Below are 22010 nucleotides of genomic sequence, written 5' to 3'. Positions count from 1 at the left end.
GCTCCCGCTTGGTGTGCATCAGGTGGGGATGAAAGGCGGCCAGGAAACGGTACTTGGCCAGCTGGCGCTCCTCGCCCGAGGAGCCGCTGGGAAAATAGGCGCTGATGATCGACAGCTTGCGCGCCGGGGTGTCAAAGCGCAGTTCAACGTAGCGGCCTTCGGTGTCGAACTCGCCGCCGTCGAATCCGGCGATCACTTCGCTGGGCTCATGCCGGGTGTAAATACCGACGCCCGAGTAGCCCTTTTTCTGGGCAAAATGGAAATGTCCCTGCAAGCCTGCCAGACGGTCGAAGCGGCCCTGGATGTCGGCGGCCTGCGCCTTGACCTCCTGTACACAAATACAATCCGGCCCGGTATCGGCGATCCATTGCTCCACGCCCTTGCTGGTGGCTGAGCGGATGCCGTTGAGATTGAGGCTGGTTAATCTGAACAAGGAATTCCCCATGGTGGATGTTGGCGCGCATGCCGAATCAGGAAACGATCTGGCGCAGGGTTTTGTGCAGTTTGCCGTGGAGTCCGGTGTCCTGCGGTTTGGCGAATTCAAGACCAAGGCCGGACGCCTGAGCCCGTATTTCTTCAATGCCGGGCTTTTCGACGATGGCCGCAAGCTTGGCCGCCTGGCAGAATTCTATGCAAAAGCCCTGCTGGCCAGCGGCATCGAGTTCGACATGGTGTTCGGGCCGGCCTACAAGGGCATCCCGCTGGCAGCCACCGTGGCGGTGGAACTGGCCCGGCAGGGCCGCAATGTGCCCTTTGCCTACAACCGCAAGGAGGCCAAGGACCATGGCGAAGGGGGCACGCTGGTGGGTGCGCCGCTGCGCGGACGGGTGCTCATCATTGACGATGTGATGTCCGCCGGCACGGCTGCTCGCGAGTCGATCGCGCTGATCCAGGCCGCCGGGGCCACGCCCCATGCCGTGGCCATCGCACTGGACCGCCAGGAAAAAGCCACCGAGAATGGGCGCGATGTATCGCACAGTGCGGTGCAGTATGTGCGCCAGCAGCTGGGACTGCAGGTGTGTGCCATTGCCACACTGGCAGACTTATTGCTCTACCTGTCGGACGCGCAGGGAAGCGCCGCCATGGCGGCCCATCGCGAAAAGGTGCTGGCCTATCGCCAGCAATATGGCGTCGATGAAGGGTAATCCATTGAAAAGACCGGTGTTGAGATGGTGGGTTGGGGGGCTGCTGGCAGGGCTGTGCGGGCTTGTGGCTGCCCAGGCGGCACCGGCCAATACCCAGAGCATCTACACCTGTGTGGACAAACAGGGGCGCAAACTCACGTCCGACCGGCCCATTCCGGAATGCATCGACCGCGAGCAGCGCGAGTTGAGCCCCACGGGGACCGTGCGCCGCGTCATCGGCCCCACGCTCACCGAACATGAACGGGCGGCACGGGAAGTGGAGCGCCGCAAGGAGCAGGAAGAGCGCAACCGCATCGCCGATGAGCGCAAGCGCGAACGCGTCCTGGTGGCCCGCTACCCTGACAAGGCGGCCCACGATGCCGAGCGCGCCCTGGCCATTGCGCAGGTCGATGCAGTGACCGCCACGGCCACCCAGCGCATCGCCGAACTGCAGGCCCGGCGCAAGACCCTGGACCTGGAGATGGAGTTCTACCGCAAGGACCCGGCCAAAGCCCCCATGTTGCTGCGCCGCCAACTGGCCGAAAACGACGAGGGTGTGCAGGAGCAGCGCCGCTTCATTGCCGGACAGGACCAGGAAAAGCGCCGCATCCATCAGCGCTTCGACGAAGAGCTGGCACAACTTCGGCAGCTATGGGCGGCCCAGCGCGTCGTACCGGCGCTGCCGGTGTCTCCGCCCGTGACTACAGCGCGTTAGCCCAGGCGCGCGCGCAGCAGGTCGGTCGCCTGTTGGGGGTTGGCCTTGCCCTTGCTGGCCTTCATGACCTGGCCCACCAGGGCGTTGAACGCCTTGTCCTTGCCGGCCTTGAACTGCGCCACGTTGTCGGGGTTGGCTGCAATGACTTCGTCGATGATTTTCTCCAGCGCGCCGGAGTCGTTCATCTGTTTGAGGCCCCTGGATTCAATGATGGCGTCCACATCGCCGCCCTCGCCTTGCCACAAGGCATCAAACACCTGTTTGGCAGCATTGTTCGAGATCGTGCCGTCAGCGATGCGTGCCAGCATGGTGGCCAGCTGTGCGGTGGTGAGCGGTGCCTGTTCCACCGCCATCTCGCCGGCATTCAGGCGCCGCGACATTTCTCCCATGATCCAGTTGCTGGCCAGCTTGGCCTGGCCGCTGGCCTGGGCCACGGCTTCAAAGTAGGCCGCCATGGCCTTGCTTTGCGTGAGCGTCGTGGCGTCGTACTCGGGCAGGCCGTAGTCCTGCACGAAGCGCGCCGCCATGGCGCGGGGCAGCTCGGTCATCTGCGCGCGCGTGCTCTCCACCCATTCGGGCGCGATCACCAGCGGCGGCAGGTCCGGGTCGGGGAAGTAGCGGTAGTCGGCCGCGTCTTCCTTGGTACGCATGGCGCGTGTCTCGCCCGTGTCGGGGTTGAACAGCACGGTGGCCTGCTCGATCGCGCGGCCGTCTTCGATTTCCTCGATCTGCCAGCGGATCTCGTAGTCGATCGCCTGCTGCATGAAACGGAAGCTGTTGAGGTTCTTGATCTCGCGGCGCGTGCCCAGCGGCTGGCCGGGCTTGCGTACGGAGACGTTGGCGTCGCAGCGGAACGAGCCTTCCTGCATGTTGCCGTCGCAGATGCCGATCCAGGTGACGATCTTGTGCAGCTCTTTCGCGTAAGCCACGGCCTCGGCGCTGGAGCGGATGTCGGGCTCGGTGACGATCTCCAACAGCGGCGTGCCGGCGCGGTTGAGGTCGATGCCGCTTTGCCCGATGAAGTCCTCGTGCAGGCTCTTGCCGGCGTCTTCCTCCAGGTGCGCGCGCACCAGGCGCACGGTCTTTTTCTCGTCGCCCAGAAAGAAGCTCACCGAGCCGCCCTGCACCACCGGGATCTCGTACTGGCTGATCTGGTAGCCCTTGGGCAGGTCAGGGTAGAAGTAGTTCTTGCGCGCAAACACGCTGCGCTCGGCCACGTGCGAGCCCACCGACAGGCCGAAGCGGATGGCGCAGGCCACGGCCTCGCGGTTCATCACCGGCAGGGTGCCGGGCAGGGCCAGGTCGACCGCGCAGGCCTGGGTGTTGGGCTCGGCGCCGAACGCCGTGGGCGCGCGGCTGAAGATCTTGGATTGCGTGGCGAGCTGGGTGTGCGTCTCGAAGCCGATCACGACTTCGTAGCCTTGCACCAGCAGGGAGGTGAGTTTCGGGCTGCTCATGGTCAAAAGCCCTCCGGCGATTGCGTGTGCCAGTCGGTGGCTTGCTGAAAGGCGTGCGCCACCTGCAGCAGCTCGGCCTCTTTCAGGTAGTTGCCCAGCAGCTGCAGGCCCACGGGCAATCCGCCCGCGCCGAAGCCGGCCGGCACGCTCATGCCAGGCAGGCCGGCCAGGCTGCCGGGCAGGGTGAAGATGTCGGCCAGGTAGTTGGCCACCGGGTCATCGGCCTTCTCGCCAATCTTCCACGCCACGGTGGGCGCGGCCGGCCCGGCGATCACGTCGCACTGGGCAAAGGCCTGCTGGAAGTCCTGTGCGATCAGGCGGCGGATCTGCTGCGCCTTGAGGTAGTAGGCGTCGTAGTAGCCGTGCGAGAGGACGTAGGTGCCGATCATGATGCGGCGCTGCACCTCGGGCCCGAAGCCCTCGCTGCGCGACTTTTTGTACATGTCGAGCAGGTCGTCGTACCGCGCGGCGCGGTGGCCGAACTTGACGCCATCGAAGCGGCTGAGGTTGGAACTCGCCTCGGCGGGCGCAATGATGTAGTAGACGGGAATGGCCAGCTCGGTGCGCGGCAGCGAGACGTCCACCAGCGTGGCGCCGAGCTTCTCCAGCTCGGCCAGCGCCGCGCGCACCGGCGCGATCACGTCGGCGGCCACGCCGTCACCAAAGAACTCCTGGGGCAGGCCGATGCGCAGGCCCTTGAGCGGTTGCGCTGTGGACGCGCCGGCCTGCCAGGGCTGGCCCAGCAGGCGGGCGTAGTCCTCGGCGGGGTGGTCCAGGCTGGTCGAGTCGCGGTCGATGTCCGGGCCGGCCATGGCGGTCAGCAGCGTGGCGCAGTCGGCCGCGCTGCGGGCCATGGGGCCAGCCTGGTCGAGGCTCGAGGCAAAGGCCACCATGCCGTAACGCGAGCAGCGCCCGTAGGTGGGCTTGATGCCGGTGACGCCGCAGAAGCTGGCAGGCTGGCGGATGGAGCCGCCGGTGTCGGTGCCGGTGGCCGCTGGCAACAATCGCGCGGCCACCGCCACCGCCGTGCCACCGGACGAGCCGCCCGGCACGTGGTCGGTGTGCCAGGGGTTGCGCGCCGGCCCGTAGGCCGAGTTCTGGTTGCTGCCGCCCATGGCGAACTCGTCGCAGTTGAGCTTGCCCAGCGTCACCGCGCCGGCCTGCGCCAGGCGCGAGACGACGGTGGCGTCGAAGGGGCTGCGGTAGCCCTCGAGCATCTTCGAGCCCGCGGTGGTGGGGAAGTCGCGCGTGACGAAGATGTCCTTGTGCGCCATCGGCACGCCCAGCAGCGGTGTGCGTTCGCCCGCCGCAATGCGGGCGTCGGCGGCTTTGGCCTGGGCCAGCGTGGCGTCTTCGTCGAAGGCCAGCCAGGCGCCCAGGTGCTGATGCTGCTTCGCGCGCTCTAGCAGGTGCTGCGCGGCCTCGACACTGCTGGTCTGTCCCTCGGCGATGGCCTGGGCCAGCTCGGCCACGCCTTGTTCGTGAATCGGCTTCATTCGATCACCTTCGGCACCAGGAACAGGCCGCGTTCGACGGCCGGGGCGCTGCGCTGGTTGGCCTCGCGCCGATCGGGCTCGCTGGCCACGTCGGGGCGCAGCCGCAGCGCCACGTCTTCCATCACGGCGGTTGGGTGCGCCAGCGGCTCGACGCCGGTGGTGTCGACGGCCTTCATCTGCTCGACGATGTCGAAGAAGCCGTTGAGCTGGTCGCGCATGCGCTCGCTCTGCTCGGTGCTCAGTTCGAGGCGCGCCAGGTTGGCGATGCGCCCGATGTCTTGAAGGGTCAGGGACATGGTGCTGGAGGGCGTTGGGTGCGCCGCACCATGAGCGCGGCCCACCGGCAACCGAATGCAAAACGCGCCGTCTGCGGGGCAAAACGGCCGGTTTTCGTGCGGTTGTACACAGGGAGTCAGGTATTATCCTGCGTTCAGCGATGGGCCCATTTGCGCCCGGTTTTCGCGCTCGAATCAAACACTTAAGCCCCGATGCCCGGCCAATCCTTCGGCCCCACCCCCGGTTGCAGGCGCCTGCGCGAGCGCACGCACCCCACAGGATTCACCCACCATGTTTGAAGCGTTCCGTCGGAGTTTCTCGACCGACCTGGCCATCGACCTTGGCACCGCCAACACCCTGATCTACGTGCGCAACAAGGGCATCGTGCTCGACGAGCCCTCGGTGGTGTCGATCCGCCATGAAGGCGGCCCGCAGGGCAAGAAGACCATCCAGGCCGTGGGCCACGAGGCCAAGGCCATGCTGGGCAAGGTGCCCGGCAACATCGAGGCCATCCGCCCGATGAAGGACGGCGTGATTGCCGACTTCACTGTCACCGAGCAGATGCTCAAGCAGTTCATCAAAATGGTGCACCCGCGCTCGATGTTCAAGCCGAGCCCGCGCATCATCATCTGCGTGCCCTGCGGTTCCACCCAGGTCGAGCGCCGCGCCATCCGCGAGTCGGCCCTGGGCGCCGGCGCCAGCGAGGTCTATTTGATCGAAGAACCCATGGCCGCGGCCATCGGTGCCGGCCTGCCGGTGTCCGACGCCTCGGGCTCCATGGTGGTCGACATTGGCGGCGGCACCACCGAGGTGGGCGTCATCAGCCTGGGCGGCATGGTCTACAAAGGCAGCGTGCGCGTGGGCGGCGACAAATTCGACGACGCCATCATTGCCTACATCCGCCGCAACTACGGCATGCTGATCGGCGAACCCACGGCCGAGGCCATCAAGAAGGAAATCGGCTCCGCCTTCCCTGGCTCCGAAGTGCGCGAGATGGAAGTCAAGGGCCGCAACCTGTCCGAAGGTGTGCCGCGCAGCTTCACCATCAGCTCCAACGAGGTGCTGGAAGCCCTGACCGAACCGCTCAACCAGATCGTCAGCGCGGTCAAGAACGCACTGGAACAGACCCCGCCCGAACTGGGTGCCGACATCGCCGAGCGCGGCATGATGCTCACCGGCGGCGGCGCGCTGCTGCGCGACCTGGACCGTCTGCTGGCCGAAGAAACCGGCCTGCCCGTGCTGGTGGCCGAAGAGCCGCTGACCTGCGTGGTGCGCGGTTGTGGCATGGCCCTGGAGCGCATGGAACGCCTGGGGACCATCTTCACCAACGAGTGAGCGGGTGGCGCATGACGGATGACAGATGACGCCGGCTGCGCCGGGCATGACGTCATGGCAACAGGACTGGTTCCCGATCACTCGTCACTCGTCACTCGTCATCAGCCGTTCCCCTCATGCCATTAGGCACCCTCGATCGCTCCCCACCGCCCTTCTTCAAGCAGGGCCCGTCGGCGCTGTCCAAGCTGGTGGTGTTCAGCGCGGTGTCGCTGTTTCTCATGGTGGCCGACCTGCGCTTTCGGATTGCCGACCCGGTGCGCGCCACGCTGGCCACGGCGCTGTACCCCGTGCAATGGGCGGTGTTGCAGCCGGTGCAGGTGGTGCAGGCCGTCGGGGGTTACTTCCAGACGCTGCACAGCGCCCAGCAAAGTGAGCTGGACGCGCTGCGCCGCCTCACCACGCAGGCCCTGCGCAGCTCGCAGGTCGAACAGCTGGAACAGGAAAACAAGCGCCTGCGCGCCCTGCTGGCCATGCGCGAACGCATTGGCGCCAAGGCCGAAGGGGCACAAGTGCTCTACGACGCCGCCGACCCGTTCTCGCGCCGCGTCTTCATTGACCGCGGCCAGACCCACGGCGTATTGCCTGGTGCGCCGGTCATCGACGAGTCCGGCGTGCTCGGGCAGGTGACCCGTGTCTACCCCCTGCTGTCGGAGGTCACCCTGCTGGTCGACCGCGCCCAGGCGATTCCGGTGCTCAACGCGCGCTCGGGCGTGCGCAGCCTGGTGTACGGCCAGCCGTCCTCGGCCGGCGACGGGCTGGAGCTGCGCTACACCTCGGTCGGCACCGACATTGCGCAAGGCGATCTGCTGACCACCAGCGGCGTCGACGCGGTGTACCCCCCCGGCCTGCCGGTGGCCAGGGTCACCCTGGTCGAGCGCAACCCTGGCTCGTCCTTCCTGCGCGTGGTGGCCGAACCACTGGCGCATGTAGAGAGCGCCCTGCACGTGCTGGTGCTCACGCCCACGGGTGAGCCACCCCCCGCCCCCACGGCCGACGCGCCGCCCGCGGGCCCGGGCAAACCGGCCGGTAAAGAAGCCGCTAAAGAGACCACCAAAGGGGCCAGCAAGGGGACCGCGCCATGATCATGCGTCCCGGTCAGCAACTGCTGCTGCCCGCCAACCCCGTCTTCATCTGGTTCAGCCTGATCGCCGCGCTGGCGCTGAACATGTTGCTCAACATGGGCCTGTTCGGCCGCGCCGCCTGGGTGCCCGACGTGCTGGCGGTGGTGATCGTGTTCTGGTGCGTGCACCAGCCACTGCGTATCGGCGTCGGCACGGCCTTTTTCTTCGGCCTGGCCATGGACGTGCACCAGGGCGCTTTGCTCGGTCAGCACGGTCTGGCGTACACGGCCATGACCTTCGGTGCGATCGCCATGCACCGGCGCCTGTTGTGGTTCCCGGTGCCGCAGCAGGCACTGCAGGTGCTGCCGCTGTTCGTGGTGGCCACCGTCCTGTCGCTCGTGGTGCGCCTGCTGGCCGGTGGTGTGTTCCCCGGCTGGAACCACTTGCTGGCGCCCCTGGTCGAAGCCCTGCTCTGGCCGGTGGTGACGGTCATGCTGCTGGCACCGCAGCGCCGCGCCCCCGACCCGGACGACAACCGGCCCATATAAATGCTCCCCCCGCGCCGCTTCGCGTCTCCCCCCTCTCTCGCCCATGGCGGGAGGGGGGCGGCACCAGCGGCCCGGCCAAGCCGGTTCCGCGGTGCCCCTGGGGCAGAGCACGTCTGTGCAAGCAACTACATGTCTAGCCAGAGGTTCGGACATGACTGAACTGCGCAACGTCGAGGCCGACCTCGCGCACTTTCGCACCCGCGTGATCGTGATGGCGCTGGCCATCCTGTTCGCGTTCGGGCTGGTTGGCGCGCGCATGATCTGGCTGCAGGTGATCCAGCACGAGGCCTATGTGGCGCAGGCCGAGAGCAACCGCACCTCGGTGTTGCCGGTGGTGCCCAATCGCGGCCGTATCACCGACCGTTTCGGACGCGTGCTGGCCAGCAACTACTCGGCCTACACGCTCGAGATCACGCCGGCGCAGGTCGACGACCTGGACGCCACCATCGCCGGCTTGCGCGAGCTGGTCGAGATCAGCCCGCGCGACGAGCGCCGCTTTCGCAAGCTGCGCGAAGAATCCCACAGCTTCGACTCGCTGCCCATCCGCACCAAGCTGAGCGACGAGGAAGTCGCGCGCTTCACGGTGCAGCGCTACCGATTCCCCGGAGTGGAGGTGCAGGCGCGCCTGTTGCGCAGCTACCCCAACGGCGAGTCGGCCAGCCACGTGGTGGGCTACATCGGCCGCATCAACCAGCGCGAGAAAGACCAGATCGCCGACTGGCCGGAGGAAGAGCAGGCCAACTACCGCGGCACCGAGTACATCGGCAAGCTCGGTGTGGAGCAGCAGCACGAGCAGACCCTGCATGGCACCACCGGCTTCGAGCGGGTCGAGACATCGGCTGGTGGCCGTGCGGTGCGCTCGCTGGCGGCCACGCCACCCACCCCTGGCGACACCGTCGTGCTCACCATCGACGCCAAGCTGCAGCACCTGATCGAAACCCTCTACGGCGATCGCCGTGGTGCCCTGGTGGCCATCGACCCGCGCAATGGGGAGGTGCTGGCGCTGGTGTCCAAGCCCACCTTCGACCCCAACCTGTTTGTCGAGGGCATCGACGTCGACAACTGGCGCGCGCTCAACGAATCGATCGACAAGCCGCTGCTCAACCGCGCCCTGCGCGGCAGCTACCCGCCGGGCTCCACCTACAAGCCCTTCATGGCCATGGCCGCGCTGGAAACCGGGGCACGCAAGGCCGAGACGGTCATCAACGACCCCGGCTACTGGGTGCTGGGCAACCACCGCTTCCGCAGCCATGGCGACATCGCCCTGGGGGCGGTGGACATGCGCCGCAGCATCATCAAGTCGAGCAACGTCTACTACTACTCGCTGGCCAACGAGATGGGCGTGGACGCGATCCACGATTTCATGAAACCGCTCGGGCTGGGGCAAATCACCGGCATCGACCTCAAGGGCGAACTGCGCGGCGTGCTGCCGAGCCAGCAATGGAAGCGCGACACCTACAAGCGCCCCGATCAGCAGCGCTGGTACGCCGGTGAGACCGTCTCGCTCGGCATTGGCCAGGGCTACAACAACTTCACCATGCTGCAGATGGCCAACGCCATGGCCACGCTGGCCAGTGGCGGCGTCAAGCATGTGCCCCACCTCACGCTGGCCAAACGCAACCCGCTCACCGGCGAGACCGAACCGGTCGAACAACCGGCGCCGGAGTCGCTCAACTTCAAGCCCGCCAATGTGCGGGTCGTGCTCGACGCCATGCAGGCCGTGACGACCGAGGGCACATCGACGCGTGTGTTTGCCGGCGCGCCCTACGCCAGCGGCGGCAAGACGGGCACGGCGCAGGCGGTGACCATCGGCCAGCGCGACCGCTACGACGCCAAGAAGCTTGAGGAGCACCAGCGCGACCACTCGCTCTACCTCGCGTTTGCGCCGGTCGATGCGCCACGCGTGGTGGTGGCCCTGATCGTGGAAAACGCCGGCTTCGGCGCCGCCGCTGCCGCACCCATCGCGCGCCGCGTGTTCGACTACCTGCTGCTTGACCAGTACCCGAGCGAGCAGGACATTGCCGCGGTCCAGCAAGGGCAGGCGGCCTCGCCCATCGGCACGCCCCGCAACGTCAACGACGTGCCATGGCCCCCCGCGCCCACCGTGCCGCTGGCCGACGCGCAGTAGGGTCGTCGGTCAAAAGCCACCGGCAAATGTCGGCACCGGCGATGGCTCACACGCCGCAGGTTCGCAGCACACGCTGCACGAACGCCGTCTTGCCATCCGTGTAGGCCTCGCGGTCGTTTGCATGGCGCGCAGCCAGCTCGCGCTTGAGGGCCTCGTACTCGCCTCGCCATGTGGCGTTGGCGCGCAAGGCGTCGCGAAAGGCCAGACGCTCGCGCCACAGCGGCGCGTCGATCGGCACCAGGTGCAGGTGGTGGGTGCGCTGCGCCGGTGAGGGCTTGCAGAACCAGTGCATGAGCTCGGCCCGGTACGGGAAGTGCACATAGTCCAGCTCAGCGGCTGCGGCGATGGCCGGCCGCTCGGCGGCCAGGCTGGCCACCGGCGCCATGATGTCGATCACCGGCTTGGCCCACAGGCCCGGCACGGCGGTGCTGCCGATGTGCACCGGCTCGCCCACCAACCATTCGCCCAGCACCTCGTTAAGGCGTGCCTGTTCGGCCTCGAACATCGCCGGCCAGGCCGAGTCAGGCGCCACCAGGGAAATGGGCGCGTCCCTCATGGGGTGAACCAGGCGTCGTACGCTGTCTTGGCGATCAGCACACTCACCACGGCAATGAAGACCGCTCGCACGAAGCCGCTGCCATGCTTGAGTGCGAGGCGCGTGCCCACCACGCTGCCCACCACGTTGGCCACCGCCATCACCAGCGCGTAGTGCCACCAGACGTGGCCCTTGATCGCAAACAGCAGCAGCGCCGCCAGGTTGGACGCGGTGTTGAGCAGCTTGGCGCTGGCGCTGGCGTGCAGAAAGTCAAAACCCAGCCAACGCACGAACAGAAAGACGAAGAAGCTGCCCGTGCCCGGGCCGAAGAAGCCGTCGTAGAAGCCGATGGTGACGCCCATGCAGCAGGCCACCAGCGTCTGACGCAGCCCGGCCATGGTGGGCATGTGCTCGCGACCGAGTTCCTTGCGCATCAGGGTGTAGGCCAGCACCGCGCCCAGCACCAGCGGCAGCACGCGGCGAAGGTAGTCGGGCGACACGACCGTCACCGTCCAGGCGCCGAGCATGGCGCCGCCGAAGGTCAGCGCCGCCGCCGGCAGCAACGACGCCCAGGGCATGTCGACCCGGCGCGCGAACTGCACCGCGGCCGCCCCGGTTCCCCAGACGGCCGCCCCCTTGTTGATGCCGAACAGCGTGGCCGGGTGGGTGTTGGGAAAGATGGCGAACATGGCCGGTACGAGCACCAGCCCGCCCCCGCCCACGATCGCATCGATGAAGCCGGCCAGCAAAGAGGCGGCAGAGGCGAGCAGCAATTCCATGGCGGCAACGATTGTCGCCGCAGCGGCGCGTGACGCGCCCGGTAAGGGCCATGCCCTCAGGCTCAGGCCGCCGGCAGGCTCATCTCGAACGCCGCGCCACCGCCATCGGCGTTGCGCGCCACCAGGTTGCCCCCGTGTTGCTCGACGATGCCGTAGCTGATGGACAGACCCAGACCGGTGCCCTTGCCCACCGGCTTGGTCGTGAAGAACGGGTCGAAGATGCGGCGCAGGTTGTCGGGCGGGATGCCCGCGCCGTTGTCGCGCACGCTCAGCAGCACCTGAGCGCCCTCGCGCCGCAAAGTCACGGTGACCTCGGGCTGCGGCGATTGCGCCAGCGCATCGAAGGCGTTTTGCAGCAGGTTCATCACCACTTGCTGCAACTGGCCGGCGCTGCCCATCACCACGCAGTCGGACACCGGCTGCCAGACCACGCGCGGCGGCAAGGCCCGTCCCTTCTGCACCCAGTGGATCGCCCGATCGACCACAAGGGACATGTCCACCGGTTTGCGCTCGTCGGGGTCCATGGCCGAGAAGCGCTTGAGCGCATGCACGATGTCCGCGGTGCGCTGGGCGCCTTCGAGCGTGCCGTCGATGAGCGAGGGCAGGTCGCCCACCACGTGATCGATGCGCAGCCGCTCACGCAGTTGCTGCCGCTCGGCCAGGGGCATCTGAGCGTGCACCGCGTCCAGGTAGGTCTGCAGGCGATCGCAGTATTTGCGCAAGGCATGCACGTTGCCGAGCACGAAGCTGATCGGGTTGTTGAGTTCGTGCGCCACCCCTGCCACGAGCTGCCCCAGCGAGGCCATCTTCTCGGAGTGCAACAGCTGCTGCTGCGTGCGCTTGAGCGCCTCGTGTGCGGTGCGCATCTCCTGGTAGGCGCGCTTGAGTTCTGCGGTGGGGCGCCCCACCCACACCGTGCCCAGGCGCCGCCCCTGCCCGCCCACGCGGGCGGTGCCACTGGCATCCACCGACACCGGCTGGCCATGGCGGTCCTTCAGGTTGAGCTCGATCGCGCCACCGGCGGGCGCCAGCAGTGCGCCTTCCATGGCGGCGCGCGCCAGGGCCACGCTGGCCTCGTCCGCCAGCAGGCCGTACAGGCTGGTGCCGCGCAGCGCCGCTTCACTCTGGCCCACCAGCTCGCAGAGGGCCGCGTTGGCCTGTTCGATCTGCCCGCGCTCGTCGCACACCACCAGCACGTCGGACATGGAGGTGAGCACGCTGACGATGAAGCGCTGCGACTGCTCCAGCTCCGTGTTCTTCTTCTCCAGCTCGATCTCGTCGTCGATCAGCCGCGTGTACACCTCGTCCATGCGCTGGATCACGTCCAGCCAGGTGGACTCATCGACCCCTTCGAGGTCGGCCACGGGCATCGGGCTGGGTGGGCGGCGTTCGGTGGGCATGGCGGCTCAGTGGACCGTGCACACCATGCACGGATCGAAGGAACGCACGATGTGCTGCACCGCCACCGGCGTCTTCTCGCCCTCGCGCACCGGCGCATCCTGCAGCGCGCGCTCCAGCGCGCCGGGCACGCCCGCGGCATCGCGCGGCGAAAAATTCCAGCTGGTGGGCGCCACGATCTGGTAGTTCGCGATGCGCCCACCCTGCACCACCAGCCAGTGGCCCAGGGCACCGCGCGCGGCCTCCGACAGGCCGACGCCGGCCCCTTCGTCGGGCAAGGCCAGGCTGGCGCAGAACGGCGCGTCGGGGCGCAAGGCCTGCAGCCACTGCTCCATCAGCGGCACCACCCGCACCAGCTCGAGCACCCGCGCCAGCACGCGGGTGTAGACCGTGCCACCACAGCGCGCGACCGCCGCACGCACCAGCGCCTGGCCGCTGGCCAGCTGGCGCGCAATGGCGCCGGTCTCCACCACCTGCCCATCCAGGCGGGGCGCCTTGTTCCAGGTGTAGGCGCCCGCCTTGTCCGGGTCGGGCAGGGTGACGCCGCGCCAGGGGTGCAACGCGGTCTCGGGTTGCGCCAGCCAGGCGCGGGTGGCGTCTTCGGTGATGGCGCCCGGGTCCAGCGCGTCCAGCCGTTGCGCATCGCCGCGCCACACGCCTTGCGCAAAGGTGTGGCCACCCTCGGGTCTGGCGTAGGCGCCATAGCTCAGGTAGCGCCCGGGCCCCGGGCCCAGCGCGTCGAGCCCGAGGTCGCGCACCAGCGTGAGGAAGAAGCGCAGGTCGCCGCGCAACGGGTCGCGCGCGTGCCATTGCCACAGCGCTTCCTCGCTGGCCAGGTCGAGCCACTCCTCAATGCCACACGCCAGCAATTCGCGCTCGAGAAACATGCGGAACTCGCGCACCTTGCTCAGCAGGCGCACCCGCTCGGCGGCGTCGATGGGTCGCGTGGAGCCGCCCGGCTCCACCGACTGGGTGTGCGGCCATTTGCCCCCCAGCGTGCCCAGCAGCGTGAGCCAGCGCTGGCGCGCGGCGGTGGCCAGGCGCACCTGTTCGCCGTCCTCGGGTGCGAAGCGCCGCAGGGCCTCGCCATGCCAGGCGTGCGGCGCATAGACCGGCCGGGCGAAGTCGGCCATGAAGAACAGGTAGAAGTGCGTCAGGTGGTCGGCCAGGTTCTCGGTGGCCAGGATGAGGTTGGTGGCGTGCAGCCCATTGGGCGGCACCTCGACCCCGGCCAGGTCGGCCAGCGCGCGCGCCGCCGCCACCGATTGCGACACGGAACAGATGCCGCAGATGCGCGGCACGTAGACCAACGCGTCGTGCGGCACCTTGCCGCGCAGGATCTGCTCGAAGCCGCGGTACATGGTGGCGTTGACCTCGGCCGAGCGCACGCGGCCATCCTGCACGTCGAGGCTGACCTCCAGGTCACCCTCGACGCGGTTGAACGGTCCGACCAGCAGGCGGCTCATGCCCTACCCCAGCCGCGTCTTGCGCACGGCGGGCTTGACGACCAGGTGGTCGGCGGTGGCGTTTTGTTTGACCCTGCGCGGCGTGGCGCTCTTGGACAGGGAAGCCAGTGCCACGAACCAGGCCTTGGGCATGTCGGTGGGCAGCCCGATCGGAATGCCCGCCAGCTTGGGCGTCTGGTGAAACGGGTGGCCCGGCTCCTGAAAGCCGGGCTCGGTGCAGGCGATGCAGGCGTAGCCGCCGCGCGTGCAACTGCCCTCGCCATTCCAGGGCCGGATGTTGCAGTCCGCGTGCACCTGCGTGCCCTTGCAGCCCATGTGCTCCATCATGCAGCCCAGGTCGGACGGCTTCTCGGCGCTGGCCTTGAACTCGTAGTACTCGTTGCGGGTGCAGCCGTGGTGCACCAGCTGGTCGGCGTAGAAGCGCGGGCGGCGCAGCGGGTCGAGGTCGGCTTCGGTGAAGCTGTGCGCCGCCAGCGCCATCAAGGTGTCGGTGACCCAGTTGGGGTGCGTGGGGCAGCCGGCGATGTTGATCACCGGCAGACCCTCCCGCGCGCGAAAGTCGGCGCCCAGCAGACCACCCGGGCGATCGTCCTCGTACTGCAGGCCGCAGGCGTCGGTGGGGTTGTCGCCGCCCGCAGTGACGCCACCCCAGGCCGCACAACTGCCAACCGCCACCACGTGCCCGGCCACGGCAGCGAGGCGGCGCACCCAGTCGATCATGGGCACGCCGGTGCCCGCCATCAGGTGAAAGCGCCCGCTCCCGTTCGGCCCGCGCAGCAGCGAGCCTTCAACGCACAGCACGTCCAGTCGCACGCTGCCGTCGAGCACGTCATCGAGCAGGCCCAGCACCTCGTCGCCACTGGCCATCGACAGCGAGGGGTGCCAGAGCAGGTTCACGCCAGCGGCGCGCAGGTGCCCTTGAAAGTCGGCGGTGTCGGCGCACAGCAGCGACATGCTGCAGCCGCCGCAGCCACCCGATTGGAGCCAGAGCACGTTCATGGCTCTTGCAGCCCCAGGCGTTGCATCTTGGCGCGCAGCCCGACGCGCGACAGACCCAGCTCCTGCGCTGCGCGCGTTTTGTTGCCGCGGTGGCGCAACAGCGTCTCACGCAGCAACGCGGCCTCGACCACATCGAGGCGGTCGCCCAGCGTGCCCGTTTGCGGCACGCCGGCCATGGCGTCGTTGCCTGGCACCGCCGCACGCCCCTGCAACACGCGCGCCGAGAAGGCCGCCGGTGGCAGGGTGGCACCGTCGTGCAGAGCCATGGCGCGGGCGATCTCGTTGCGCAGCTCGCGGATGTTGCCCGGCCACGGGTAGGCGAGCAGGCAGGCCAGCGTGTCGTCGGCCAGCGTCACCCCCGGGTGCCCGAGCTCGCGCGCCACGTCGTTGGCCAGCTGGCGCGCAATCGGCACGATGTCGGCCACCCGCTCGCGCAGCGGCGGCACCGTGAGCGACACGCCAGCCAGCCGGTAGTACAGGTCCTCGCGGAACTGCCCGTCGCGCACACCCTGCTCCAGGTCGCGGTGGGTGGCGGCAATCACACGCACGTCCACCGGCACCGGGCGGGCCGCGCCCACGGGGCGCACCTCGCCCTCCTGCAGCACGCGCAGCAGCTTGATCTGAAAGGCCGGTGAGGTCTCGCCGATCTCGTCGAGAAACACCGTGCCACCGTTGGCGCGCTGGAACAGGCCGACGTGGTCTTCGAAGGCGCCAGTGAAGGCGCCGCGTTTGTGACCGAACAGCTCGGACTCGAGCAGCGCGTCGGGAATGGCGCCGCAGTTCTCGACCTCGAACGGGCCGCCCCGGCGCGGCGAGGCGTAGTGGATGGCCCGGGCCAGCAGTTCTTTGCCGGTGCCCGATTCGCCCAGCACCAGTACCGGGATGTCGTAGCGCGCCGCGCGCTCAGCCAGGCGGCACACGTGCTCGATGGGGCTGCCGCTGGCGCGCACGATGCGGTCGAAGTCGAAGACGCTGCGCGCCTGCGCCAGTTGCGCCGCGGTGCGGTGGCGCAGCACGCGGGTGCTGGTGCGCAACTCAAGGTCGAGCCGGCTGGTCTGGCGCTGCAGCGTCTGCGCCTCCACCGCGTTGCGCGCGGCCTCCAGCAGGTGGTCCGGCGACCAGGGTTTGAGGATGTACTGGTAGATGCCGGCGTCGTTGATGCCGGCAATGATGTCTTCGCTGTCGGCGTAGCCCGAGATCACGATGCGCACGGTGTCGGGCCAGCGCTCACGCACCACGCGCAGAAAGGCCACGCCGGTGGTGCCCGGCATGCGCTGATCGCACAGGATGACGTTGACCTCCTGGCGGCCCAGCAGCTCCAGCGCCTCGTCGGCGCTGCTGGCGGTGAAGACCACAAAGTCTTCGTCGAGCGTACGGCGCATGGCGTCCTGGGAGCGCACTTCGTCGTCGACCACCAGCACGGTCGGCAGGATGTCATGGACATGCGAAGTGGTCACTTGGGGGCGCCGTTGGAAGAACGTTGAGGGGTCGTCGGCATTGTAGGAGTGGCCTCCTCGATCAGCGCGTACAAGGCACTGAGGATCTGGCCGGCCTGGCGCCGCCCCATGTAGATGGCCAGGCGCGAGGCGATGTCGTCCAGCGCCGCGCGCGCGCTGGTGACGGTGTGCGGCTGGCGCAAGGGCTCGATCACGCGCGGCGTGTCGGGCCCGAAATGGGGCGCCAGCGTCTGCAGGGCCAGGCGCTGCAAGGCCAGCGCGTCGATCACCGGCGGCGGTTCGGGCACTGACTCGGACACCGGTGCGGGCGTAGTGGCAGGCGGCGCAGTCACCGCCACGTCAACCGCCTCGATCAACCCGTCGCGCAACAGGGTCTGCAAGTGCAGCTCGACATCGGGGACGCCCAGCGCCGCCAGCGCGGCGGCCCCTTCGGCGCCGTTGACGACGATGAGCACGCGCCGCAGGGCGGGTGTCAGCGCCGGGCTGCGTTGCGCAATGGCCGCGCGCCCTGCCTCGGTCTTGCGATAGGCCAAGCCGCTTCCGATCGGTGTCAGCAAATGCGCGGCAGGGGCTCGGCGCTGAGCCAGTCCACCACGCGGCGTCCGCCAAAGCGGGTGTCCATCTGCACGAAATGGTGCGGGTCGGTCGTGACCGTGCCGATGCGCGCAGCCTGCTGCCCCAGCGGATGCCGGCGCATCGCGCCCAGCACGACCTCGGCCGCCTCGGGCGCGCAGATCGCGATCAGCTTGCCTTCGTTGGCCACGTACAGCGGGTCCAGGCCCAGCAGCTCGCAGGCGGCGTCCACCTGCGGCGTGACCGGAATGGCGGCCTCCTGCAGCCGCATGCCGACGCCGGACTGCTGCGCGATTTCGTTGAGCGTGGTGGCCAGGCCGCCGCGCGTGGGGTCGCGCAGCACGCGCACGCCACCGGGTGCAGCGGCCAACAGGTCGGCCACCAGGGTGTGCAGGGCCGCGGTGTCGCTGACGATGGTGGTGTCAAAGGCCAGCGACTCGCGCTGCGACAGCACCGCCAGCCCGTGGTCGCCCACCGTGCCCGATACCAGGATCGCGTCGCCCGCGCGGGCCTGCGCTCCGCCAATGGCCAGGCCCGGCGCGCGCACGCCGACGCCGGTGGTGCTGATGAACACCCCGTCGCCCTTGCCGCGCTCCACCACTTTGGTGTCGCCGGTGACGACGGGCACGCCCGCCTCGGCCGCGGCGCGCCCCATGGAGCGCACCAGGCGCTGCAGATCGGCCAGCGCAAACCCCTCTTCGAGGATGAAGCTCGCGCTCAGGTACAGCGGGCGCGCGCCCAGCATGGCGACGTCGTTGATGGTGCCGTGCACCGCCAGGCAACCCAGGTCGCCGCCCGGAAAGAACAGCGGCGACACCACGTGCGCATCGGTGGCCATCACCAGCTCGCCACCGGCCGGGTCGAACCCGGGCAGGGGCAGCGCGGCACCGTCGTCGCCCTGACCGAGGAACGGGTTGGCCAGCTCCGGCGCGAACAGCTCCGCGATGAGCTGGGCCGCCGCCTTGCCGCCTGCGCCGTGGCTCATGTCGACCACGCCGTGGCGAATGTCGAGCGCACGGGTGTAGCCGGCTTTCACCGGCCGGGTCGCCGAAGCCACCTGGGTGCCCGCGCCAGGCGGGTTGTCGTGATCGATCTTCATGGCGTCACCTCCTCGGCATGACCGGCCGCTTCACCGACCACCGCGATGTCGCGAAACCGGCCGTAGGTGTAGTGCGCGGCGCAGGCCCCTTCGCTGGACACCATGCACGAGCCGATCGGGTTCTCGGGCGTGCACACGGTGCCGAAGATGCGGCAGTCCTGCGGGCGTTTGACGCCGCGCAGGATGGCGCCGCACTCGCAGGCCTTGTTGTCGCGCACGCTGCGATAGGCCAGGCCAAAACGGTGCTCGGCGTCGAAGTCGCGGTAGGCCTCGCGGATGCGCAGCGCCGATGACGGCATGGTGCCCAGGCCGCGCCACTCGAAGGCCTCGCGCAGCTCGAAGACCTCGTCCATCAGGGCCTGCGCGTGCAGGTTGCCGTCGGCGGTGACGGCGCGGGTGAATTCGTTCTCGACCTCGGCGCGCCCTTCGTTGACCTGGCGCACCAGCATGCGGATCGCCTGCAGCACGTCCAGCGGCTCGAAGCCGGCGATGACCACCGGCTTGCGGTACTCGCGCGCAAACCGCGCGTAGGGGTCCGAGCCGATCACGATGCTCACGTGCGCGGGGCCGACAAAACCGTCGATGGTCGAGGTCTCGCCGGCGTCGGCGCCGTCGAGGATGGCCCGGATGGCCGGCGGCGTCAGCACGTGGTTGCACATCACGCTGAAGTTCGGCACGCCGTCACGGGCGGCGTCGCGAATCACCAGCGCGGTCGGCGGCGTGGTGGTCTCGAAGCCGATGGCAAAGAAGACCACCTGCCGCTCGGGCATCTGGCGCGCCAGCGCCAGCGCATCGGCCGCGGAATAGACCATGCGGATGTCGCCACCGCGCGCCTTGGCGCGCATGAGCGAGAGGCTGTCCGAGGCCGGCACGCGCATCGTGTCGCCATAGGTGCACAGCGTCACGTCGTGCTTCAAAGCCAGCTCGATCGCCATGTCGACGCGGCCGATGGGCAGCACGCACACCGGGCAACCCGGGCCATGGATCATGCGCAGGTTGGGCGGCAGCAACTCGAGCACGCCGTAGCGGGCGATGGCGTGGGTGTGGCCGCCGCAGAACTCCATGAAGCGGTAGTTGCGTGCCGGTTCCGCATCGGCCGCGATGCCGTCGGCGATGCGGCGCGCCAGCGCGCCGTCGCGGAATTCGTCGATGTACTTCATGCGGATGTCTCCGTGGGTGTGTGGCCCAGCTCGGCGAACAGGGCCAGGGTGCGCGCCGCTTCCTCGGGGTCGACCACGCCGATCGCGTGGCCCACGTGCACGATGACGTAGTCGCCTTCGCGGGCGTCGGGCACCAGCGCCACGCTGACCGGTTTGCGGATGCCGCCCAGGTCGACCACGGCCTGATCACCGGGGCCGCGCTGGACCAGCAGAGCGGGAATGGCTAGACACATGGGGCGATCTCCTTGTCGACGTTGGACGCAGCGGGCGCGGTCTGCGCAGGCAGGGCGGGCAGCGCGGATGGCGGGGTATGGGCGGCCACCCAGGCCTGCCCCAGGGCAAGACCGGCGTCACCGCAGCCGTGCCCGCCCGTGGTGAGCACGTGCAGCCCTGCGTCGCGCAGACCCTGGGTCACGCGCTCGCTCAGGATGCGGTTGAAGAAACAGCCACCGCCCAGCGCGACGTGCCGCACCCGCTGCACACGCGCGGCGGTGACGGCCCAGGCGACCAGGGCGTCGGCCAGCGCGAGGTGAAAGCCAAGTGCCGCGCGATCGACATCGCGGGGCAGGACATCGAACAGCGGCGACAACAGGGGCTGCCAGTCGAGCACCTGCTCTGGCCCCACATCGCGCACCTGGTGCGTCACTGGCACACCGGCGGCCAGCGCGCGCGCAGCGGCCTGCTCCAGCGCCATTGGCGCCTGGGCCTCGTCCTGCTGGCGCACACACAGGCCCAGCGCGGCGGCGGCGGCGTCGAACCAGCGGCCGGCGCCGGTGCTGGGCGGCGACTGCAGCCCACGATCGAGCAGCTGCTGCACACCGCGTGCAAGCGGCTCGCCCACCAGCGGCGCAAAGCGGGCAGGAATTTCGGCGCCACGGCCGAGCGCATGCAAAGCGCTGGCCGCCATGCGCCAGGGCTCGCGCGCGGCGCGGTCGCCACCGGGCAGGGCCAGCGGCCGCAAATGCCCCAGGCGCCGCCAGTTGGCTGCGTGCAACCACAGCAGCTCGCCACCCCAGGCCTGGCCATCGGTGCCCAGACCCACGCCGTCCAGGGCCAGGCCCACCACCGGTTCGTGCAGGCCATGTTCGGCCAGCACCGCCGCCAGGTGGGCGTGGTGGTGCTGCACGCCGATCGCGGGCACGCCCAGTTCATCGGCCAGGCGCCGTGCCAGCTGCGTGCTGAAGAAGTCGGGGTGCAGGTCGTGCGCGATGCGCTGCACCGGCGTGCCCGCCGCTTCGGCCTGCGCGATCAGCGCGCGCAGCGAGGCGTCGAGCGCTTCGCAGGCACCCGGCTCCCCCAGATCGCCGTGCACCGGCGACCAGTGCGCGCGCCCGTTGAGCCACAGGCAGGCCGCGTTCTTGAGCCAGGCCCCGCAGGCCAGCACCGCGACGGATGGGTCAGGCTGCATGACCTTGCGCGCTCAGGGCCTGTTGGGCCTGCGCCAGTTCGCGTTCGAGCTGCTGCACACGCTCGCGCAAGGCGCGTGCCTCGGCGGGTGCGTGGTCGTGGGCATGGTCGTGTCCGTGATCGTGGGCATGGCCGCTGGCGTGGTCGAGCCAGTGCAGCCAGGCGTCCATGCCCTCGCCCGTGGTGGCCGAGAGCTGGATCACCTCGATCGCCGGGTTGACGCGACGCGCCAGCGCCACGCAGCGCGCCACGTCAAAGCGCACGTGCGGCAGCAGGTCGATCTTGTTGAGCACCATGAGGCGCGCCGCGGCGAACATGTCAGGGTACTTAAGCGGCTTGTCCTCGCCCTCGGTGACCGACAGCACGGCCACCTTGGCGGCTTCGCCCAGGTCCCACACGGCGGGGCAGACCAGGTTGCCGACGTTCTCGATGAACAGCAGTGCGCCAGCGTGGGCATGGCTGTGCGAATGGGTATGTGGGTGGCCGTGGCCATCGCCGTGTTCGTGCAGGCGGGCAAAGGCCTCGGCCACCATGGGCGCATCGAGGTGGCAACCCTTGCCGGTGTTGACCTGGATCGCCGGTGCGCCCGTGGCGCGGATGCGCTCGGCGTCGAAGCTGGTCTGCTGGTCGCCCTCGATCACCATCACCGGGCGCTGCGGGTCGCGCTGGCGCAGGGCATCGATGGTTGCGCACAGCAGCGTGGTCTTGCCCGAGCCCGGGCTGGAGACCAGGTTCAGGGCCGTCACGCCATGGGCCGCGAAATGGACCCGGTTGTCGCGGGCCACCCGGTCGTTGGCGCCCAGGATGTCGGTCTCAATGCGCAAGGCGCGCTCCTGGCTCAGGCCCGGCACCGACACGCGCGCGGCGCCCGCACCGAAGTGCAGCTCGCCGGCCTGTTCACCGGGTTGCGGGTGATGGGCATGGTGGGTGTGGTGGGCCGGCTGCCCGGCCCCGGTTTCACTGCATCCGCATACGACACACATGGCTGTCTCCTTCG

Annotated in this window: 22 protein-coding genes; 6 read left to right on the top strand and 16 right to left on the bottom strand. The window is 69.0% G+C overall.

Features of this window, described 5'->3' with window-relative positions:
• Nucleotides 1-433, bottom strand: a 433-nt coding sequence (locus tag KF871_RS04175) for an endonuclease/exonuclease/phosphatase family protein (RefSeq protein WP_291138700.1), incomplete at its 3' end; no start/stop codon positions are given.
• A gap of 10 nt (nucleotides 434-443) precedes the next feature.
• Here KF871_RS04175 and pyrE point away from each other — a divergent pair.
• Together pyrE and KF871_RS04165 are read left to right on the top strand one after the other, a co-directional pair.
• On the top strand, nucleotides 444-1145 hold the full coding sequence (gene pyrE / locus KF871_RS04170; protein WP_291138712.1) for an orotate phosphoribosyltransferase: 702 nt from the start codon (nucleotides 444-446) through the stop codon (nucleotides 1143-1145).
• Between the two features lie 40 nt (nucleotides 1146-1185).
• Nucleotides 1186-1839 carry a DUF4124 domain-containing protein gene (locus KF871_RS04165; protein ID WP_291138710.1) on the top strand — a complete coding sequence of 218 codons (654 nt, stop codon included), beginning with the start codon at nucleotides 1186-1188 and terminating at the stop codon, nucleotides 1837-1839.
• On the opposite strand, the gene gatB is transcribed toward KF871_RS04165, so the two are convergent.
• Genes gatB through gatC form a run of 3 tightly spaced genes read right to left on the bottom strand, consistent with a single transcriptional unit; the run spans nucleotide 1836 to nucleotide 5088 of the window.
• Nucleotides 1836-3296, bottom strand: a complete 1461-nt coding sequence (gene gatB, locus KF871_RS04160; protein ID WP_291138698.1) for an Asp-tRNA(Asn)/Glu-tRNA(Gln) amidotransferase subunit GatB — start codon at nucleotides 3294-3296, stop codon at nucleotides 1836-1838. The genes KF871_RS04165 and gatB overlap by 4 nt on opposite strands.
• Nucleotides 3297-3298: 2 nt before the next feature.
• Nucleotides 3299-4792, bottom strand: coding sequence for an Asp-tRNA(Asn)/Glu-tRNA(Gln) amidotransferase subunit GatA (gene gatA / locus KF871_RS04155; protein ID WP_291138696.1), 1494 nt, complete (start codon nucleotides 4790-4792; stop codon nucleotides 3299-3301).
• On the bottom strand, nucleotides 4789-5088 hold the full coding sequence (gene gatC, locus KF871_RS04150) for an Asp-tRNA(Asn)/Glu-tRNA(Gln) amidotransferase subunit GatC (RefSeq protein ID WP_291138694.1): 300 nt from the start codon (nucleotides 5086-5088) through the stop codon (nucleotides 4789-4791). The genes gatA and gatC overlap by 4 nt, the downstream gene beginning before the upstream one ends.
• 271 nt (nucleotides 5089-5359) lie before the next feature.
• Between gatC and KF871_RS04145 the strand changes: the two genes are divergently transcribed.
• The 4 genes from KF871_RS04145 (at nucleotide 5360) to mrdA (ending at nucleotide 10140) form a co-directional block, all read left to right on the top strand.
• Nucleotides 5360-6403, top strand: coding sequence for a rod shape-determining protein (locus KF871_RS04145; RefSeq protein WP_291138692.1), 1044 nt, complete (start codon nucleotides 5360-5362; stop codon nucleotides 6401-6403).
• Between the two features lie 116 nt (nucleotides 6404-6519).
• On the top strand, nucleotides 6520-7485 hold the full coding sequence (gene mreC / locus KF871_RS04140; RefSeq protein ID WP_291138690.1) for a rod shape-determining protein MreC: 966 nt from the start codon (nucleotides 6520-6522) through the stop codon (nucleotides 7483-7485).
• Nucleotides 7482-8012: a rod shape-determining protein MreD gene (mreD, locus tag KF871_RS04135; protein ID WP_291138688.1), complete on the top strand. Its 531-nt coding sequence runs from the start codon at nucleotides 7482-7484 to the stop codon at nucleotides 8010-8012. The genes mreC and mreD overlap by 4 nt, the downstream gene beginning before the upstream one ends.
• Before the next feature lie 151 nt (nucleotides 8013-8163).
• Nucleotides 8164-10140, top strand: coding sequence for a penicillin-binding protein 2 (gene mrdA, locus KF871_RS04130; RefSeq protein WP_291138686.1), 1977 nt, complete (start codon nucleotides 8164-8166; stop codon nucleotides 10138-10140).
• Nucleotides 10141-10186: 46 nt separating this feature from the next.
• Here mrdA and KF871_RS04125 read toward each other — a convergent pair whose 3' ends face one another.
• The 12 genes from KF871_RS04125 to hypB form a co-directional block, all read right to left on the bottom strand.
• A complete protein-coding gene (locus KF871_RS04125) occupies nucleotides 10187-10696 on the bottom strand; it encodes a GrpB family protein (protein ID WP_291138684.1) in 510 nt (169 codons plus the stop codon).
• Nucleotides 10693-11454 (bottom strand): TSUP family transporter, encoded by a 762-nt coding sequence (locus KF871_RS04120; protein WP_291138682.1) that lies wholly within the window; start codon nucleotides 11452-11454, stop codon nucleotides 10693-10695. Before KF871_RS04120 ends, KF871_RS04125 begins: the two co-directional genes overlap by 4 nt.
• Nucleotides 11455-11516: 62 nt before the next feature.
• Nucleotides 11517-12854 (bottom strand): ATP-binding protein, encoded by a 1338-nt coding sequence (locus KF871_RS04115; RefSeq protein WP_291138680.1) that lies wholly within the window; start codon nucleotides 12852-12854, stop codon nucleotides 11517-11519.
• A 6-nt stretch (nucleotides 12855-12860) separates the two neighbouring features.
• Nucleotides 12861-14318, bottom strand: coding sequence for a nickel-dependent hydrogenase large subunit (locus KF871_RS04110; RefSeq protein WP_291138678.1), 1458 nt, complete (start codon nucleotides 14316-14318; stop codon nucleotides 12861-12863).
• 3 nt (nucleotides 14319-14321) lie between these two features.
• Nucleotides 14322-15317, bottom strand: coding sequence for a HupU protein (locus KF871_RS04105; protein WP_291138676.1), 996 nt, complete (start codon nucleotides 15315-15317; stop codon nucleotides 14322-14324).
• Nucleotides 15314-16774: a sigma-54 dependent transcriptional regulator gene (locus tag KF871_RS04100; RefSeq protein ID WP_291138674.1), complete on the bottom strand. Its 1461-nt coding sequence runs from the start codon at nucleotides 16772-16774 to the stop codon at nucleotides 15314-15316. The genes KF871_RS04105 and KF871_RS04100 overlap by 4 nt, the downstream gene beginning before the upstream one ends.
• A complete protein-coding gene (locus KF871_RS04095) occupies nucleotides 16771-17307 on the bottom strand; it encodes a hypothetical protein (protein ID WP_291138672.1) in 537 nt (178 codons plus the stop codon). Before KF871_RS04095 ends, KF871_RS04100 begins: the two co-directional genes overlap by 4 nt.
• Before the next feature lie 17 nt (nucleotides 17308-17324).
• Nucleotides 17325-18446 carry a hydrogenase expression/formation protein HypE gene (gene hypE / locus KF871_RS04090; protein WP_291138670.1) on the bottom strand — a complete coding sequence of 374 codons (1122 nt, stop codon included), beginning with the start codon at nucleotides 18444-18446 and terminating at the stop codon, nucleotides 17325-17327.
• Nucleotides 18443-19606 (bottom strand): hydrogenase formation protein HypD, encoded by a 1164-nt coding sequence (gene hypD / locus KF871_RS04085; RefSeq protein WP_291138668.1) that lies wholly within the window; start codon nucleotides 19604-19606, stop codon nucleotides 18443-18445. The genes hypE and hypD overlap by 4 nt, the downstream gene beginning before the upstream one ends.
• Nucleotides 19603-19839, bottom strand: a complete 237-nt coding sequence (locus KF871_RS04080) for a HypC/HybG/HupF family hydrogenase formation chaperone (RefSeq protein WP_291138666.1) — start codon at nucleotides 19837-19839, stop codon at nucleotides 19603-19605. Before KF871_RS04080 ends, hypD begins: the two co-directional genes overlap by 4 nt.
• Nucleotides 19830-21014, bottom strand: coding sequence for a carbamoyltransferase HypF (locus KF871_RS04075; protein WP_291138664.1), 1185 nt, complete (start codon nucleotides 21012-21014; stop codon nucleotides 19830-19832). The genes KF871_RS04080 and KF871_RS04075 overlap by 10 nt, the downstream gene beginning before the upstream one ends.
• Nucleotides 21004-21996 carry a hydrogenase nickel incorporation protein HypB gene (gene hypB, locus KF871_RS04070; RefSeq protein WP_291138662.1) on the bottom strand — a complete coding sequence of 331 codons (993 nt, stop codon included), beginning with the start codon at nucleotides 21994-21996 and terminating at the stop codon, nucleotides 21004-21006. The genes KF871_RS04075 and hypB overlap by 11 nt, the downstream gene beginning before the upstream one ends.
• Nucleotides 21997-22010 lie beyond the last annotated feature (14 nt).

The organism is Hydrogenophaga sp., assembly GCF_019635465.1.
Taxonomy (GTDB): Bacteria; Pseudomonadota; Gammaproteobacteria; order Burkholderiales; family Burkholderiaceae_C; genus Hydrogenophaga.
The sequence above is the reverse complement of the archived record's forward strand: the minus strand, read 5'-3'. Positions and strand labels throughout refer to the sequence as shown.

Bases quoted from the DNA above. Each gene is read 5' to 3' on its own strand.
- pyrE (WP_291138712.1), top strand. From the start codon at position 444: ATGGTGGATGTTGGCGCGCATGCCGAATCAGGAAACGATCTGGCGCAG.
- gatB (WP_291138698.1), bottom strand. From the start codon at position 3,296: ATGAGCAGCCCGAAACTCACCTCCCTGCTGGTGCAAGGCTACGAAGTC.
- gatA (WP_291138696.1), bottom strand. From the start codon at position 4,792: ATGAAGCCGATTCACGAACAAGGCGTGGCCGAGCTGGCCCAGGCCATC.
- gatC (WP_291138694.1), bottom strand. From the start codon at position 5,088: ATGTCCCTGACCCTTCAAGACATCGGGCGCATCGCCAACCTGGCGCGC.
- KF871_RS04145 (WP_291138692.1), top strand. From the start codon at position 5,360: ATGTTTGAAGCGTTCCGTCGGAGTTTCTCGACCGACCTGGCCATCGAC.
- mreC (WP_291138690.1), top strand. From the start codon at position 6,520: ATGCCATTAGGCACCCTCGATCGCTCCCCACCGCCCTTCTTCAAGCAG.
- mreD (WP_291138688.1), top strand. From the start codon at position 7,482: ATGATCATGCGTCCCGGTCAGCAACTGCTGCTGCCCGCCAACCCCGTC.
- mrdA (WP_291138686.1), top strand. From the start codon at position 8,164: ATGACTGAACTGCGCAACGTCGAGGCCGACCTCGCGCACTTTCGCACC.
- KF871_RS04125 (WP_291138684.1), bottom strand. From the start codon at position 10,696: ATGAGGGACGCGCCCATTTCCCTGGTGGCGCCTGACTCGGCCTGGCCG.
- KF871_RS04120 (WP_291138682.1), bottom strand. From the start codon at position 11,454: ATGGAATTGCTGCTCGCCTCTGCCGCCTCTTTGCTGGCCGGCTTCATC.
- KF871_RS04115 (WP_291138680.1), bottom strand. From the start codon at position 12,854: ATGCCCACCGAACGCCGCCCACCCAGCCCGATGCCCGTGGCCGACCTC.
- KF871_RS04110 (WP_291138678.1), bottom strand. From the start codon at position 14,318: ATGAGCCGCCTGCTGGTCGGACCGTTCAACCGCGTCGAGGGTGACCTG.
- KF871_RS04105 (WP_291138676.1), bottom strand. From the start codon at position 15,317: ATGAACGTGCTCTGGCTCCAATCGGGTGGCTGCGGCGGCTGCAGCATG.
- hypE (WP_291138670.1), bottom strand. From the start codon at position 18,446: ATGAAGATCGATCACGACAACCCGCCTGGCGCGGGCACCCAGGTGGCT.
- hypD (WP_291138668.1), bottom strand. From the start codon at position 19,606: ATGAAGTACATCGACGAATTCCGCGACGGCGCGCTGGCGCGCCGCATC.
- KF871_RS04080 (WP_291138666.1), bottom strand. From the start codon at position 19,839: ATGTGTCTAGCCATTCCCGCTCTGCTGGTCCAGCGCGGCCCCGGTGAT.
- KF871_RS04075 (WP_291138664.1), bottom strand. From the start codon at position 21,014: ATGCAGCCTGACCCATCCGTCGCGGTGCTGGCCTGCGGGGCCTGGCTC.
- hypB (WP_291138662.1), bottom strand. From the start codon at position 21,996: ATGTGTGTCGTATGCGGATGCAGTGAAACCGGGGCCGGGCAGCCGGCC.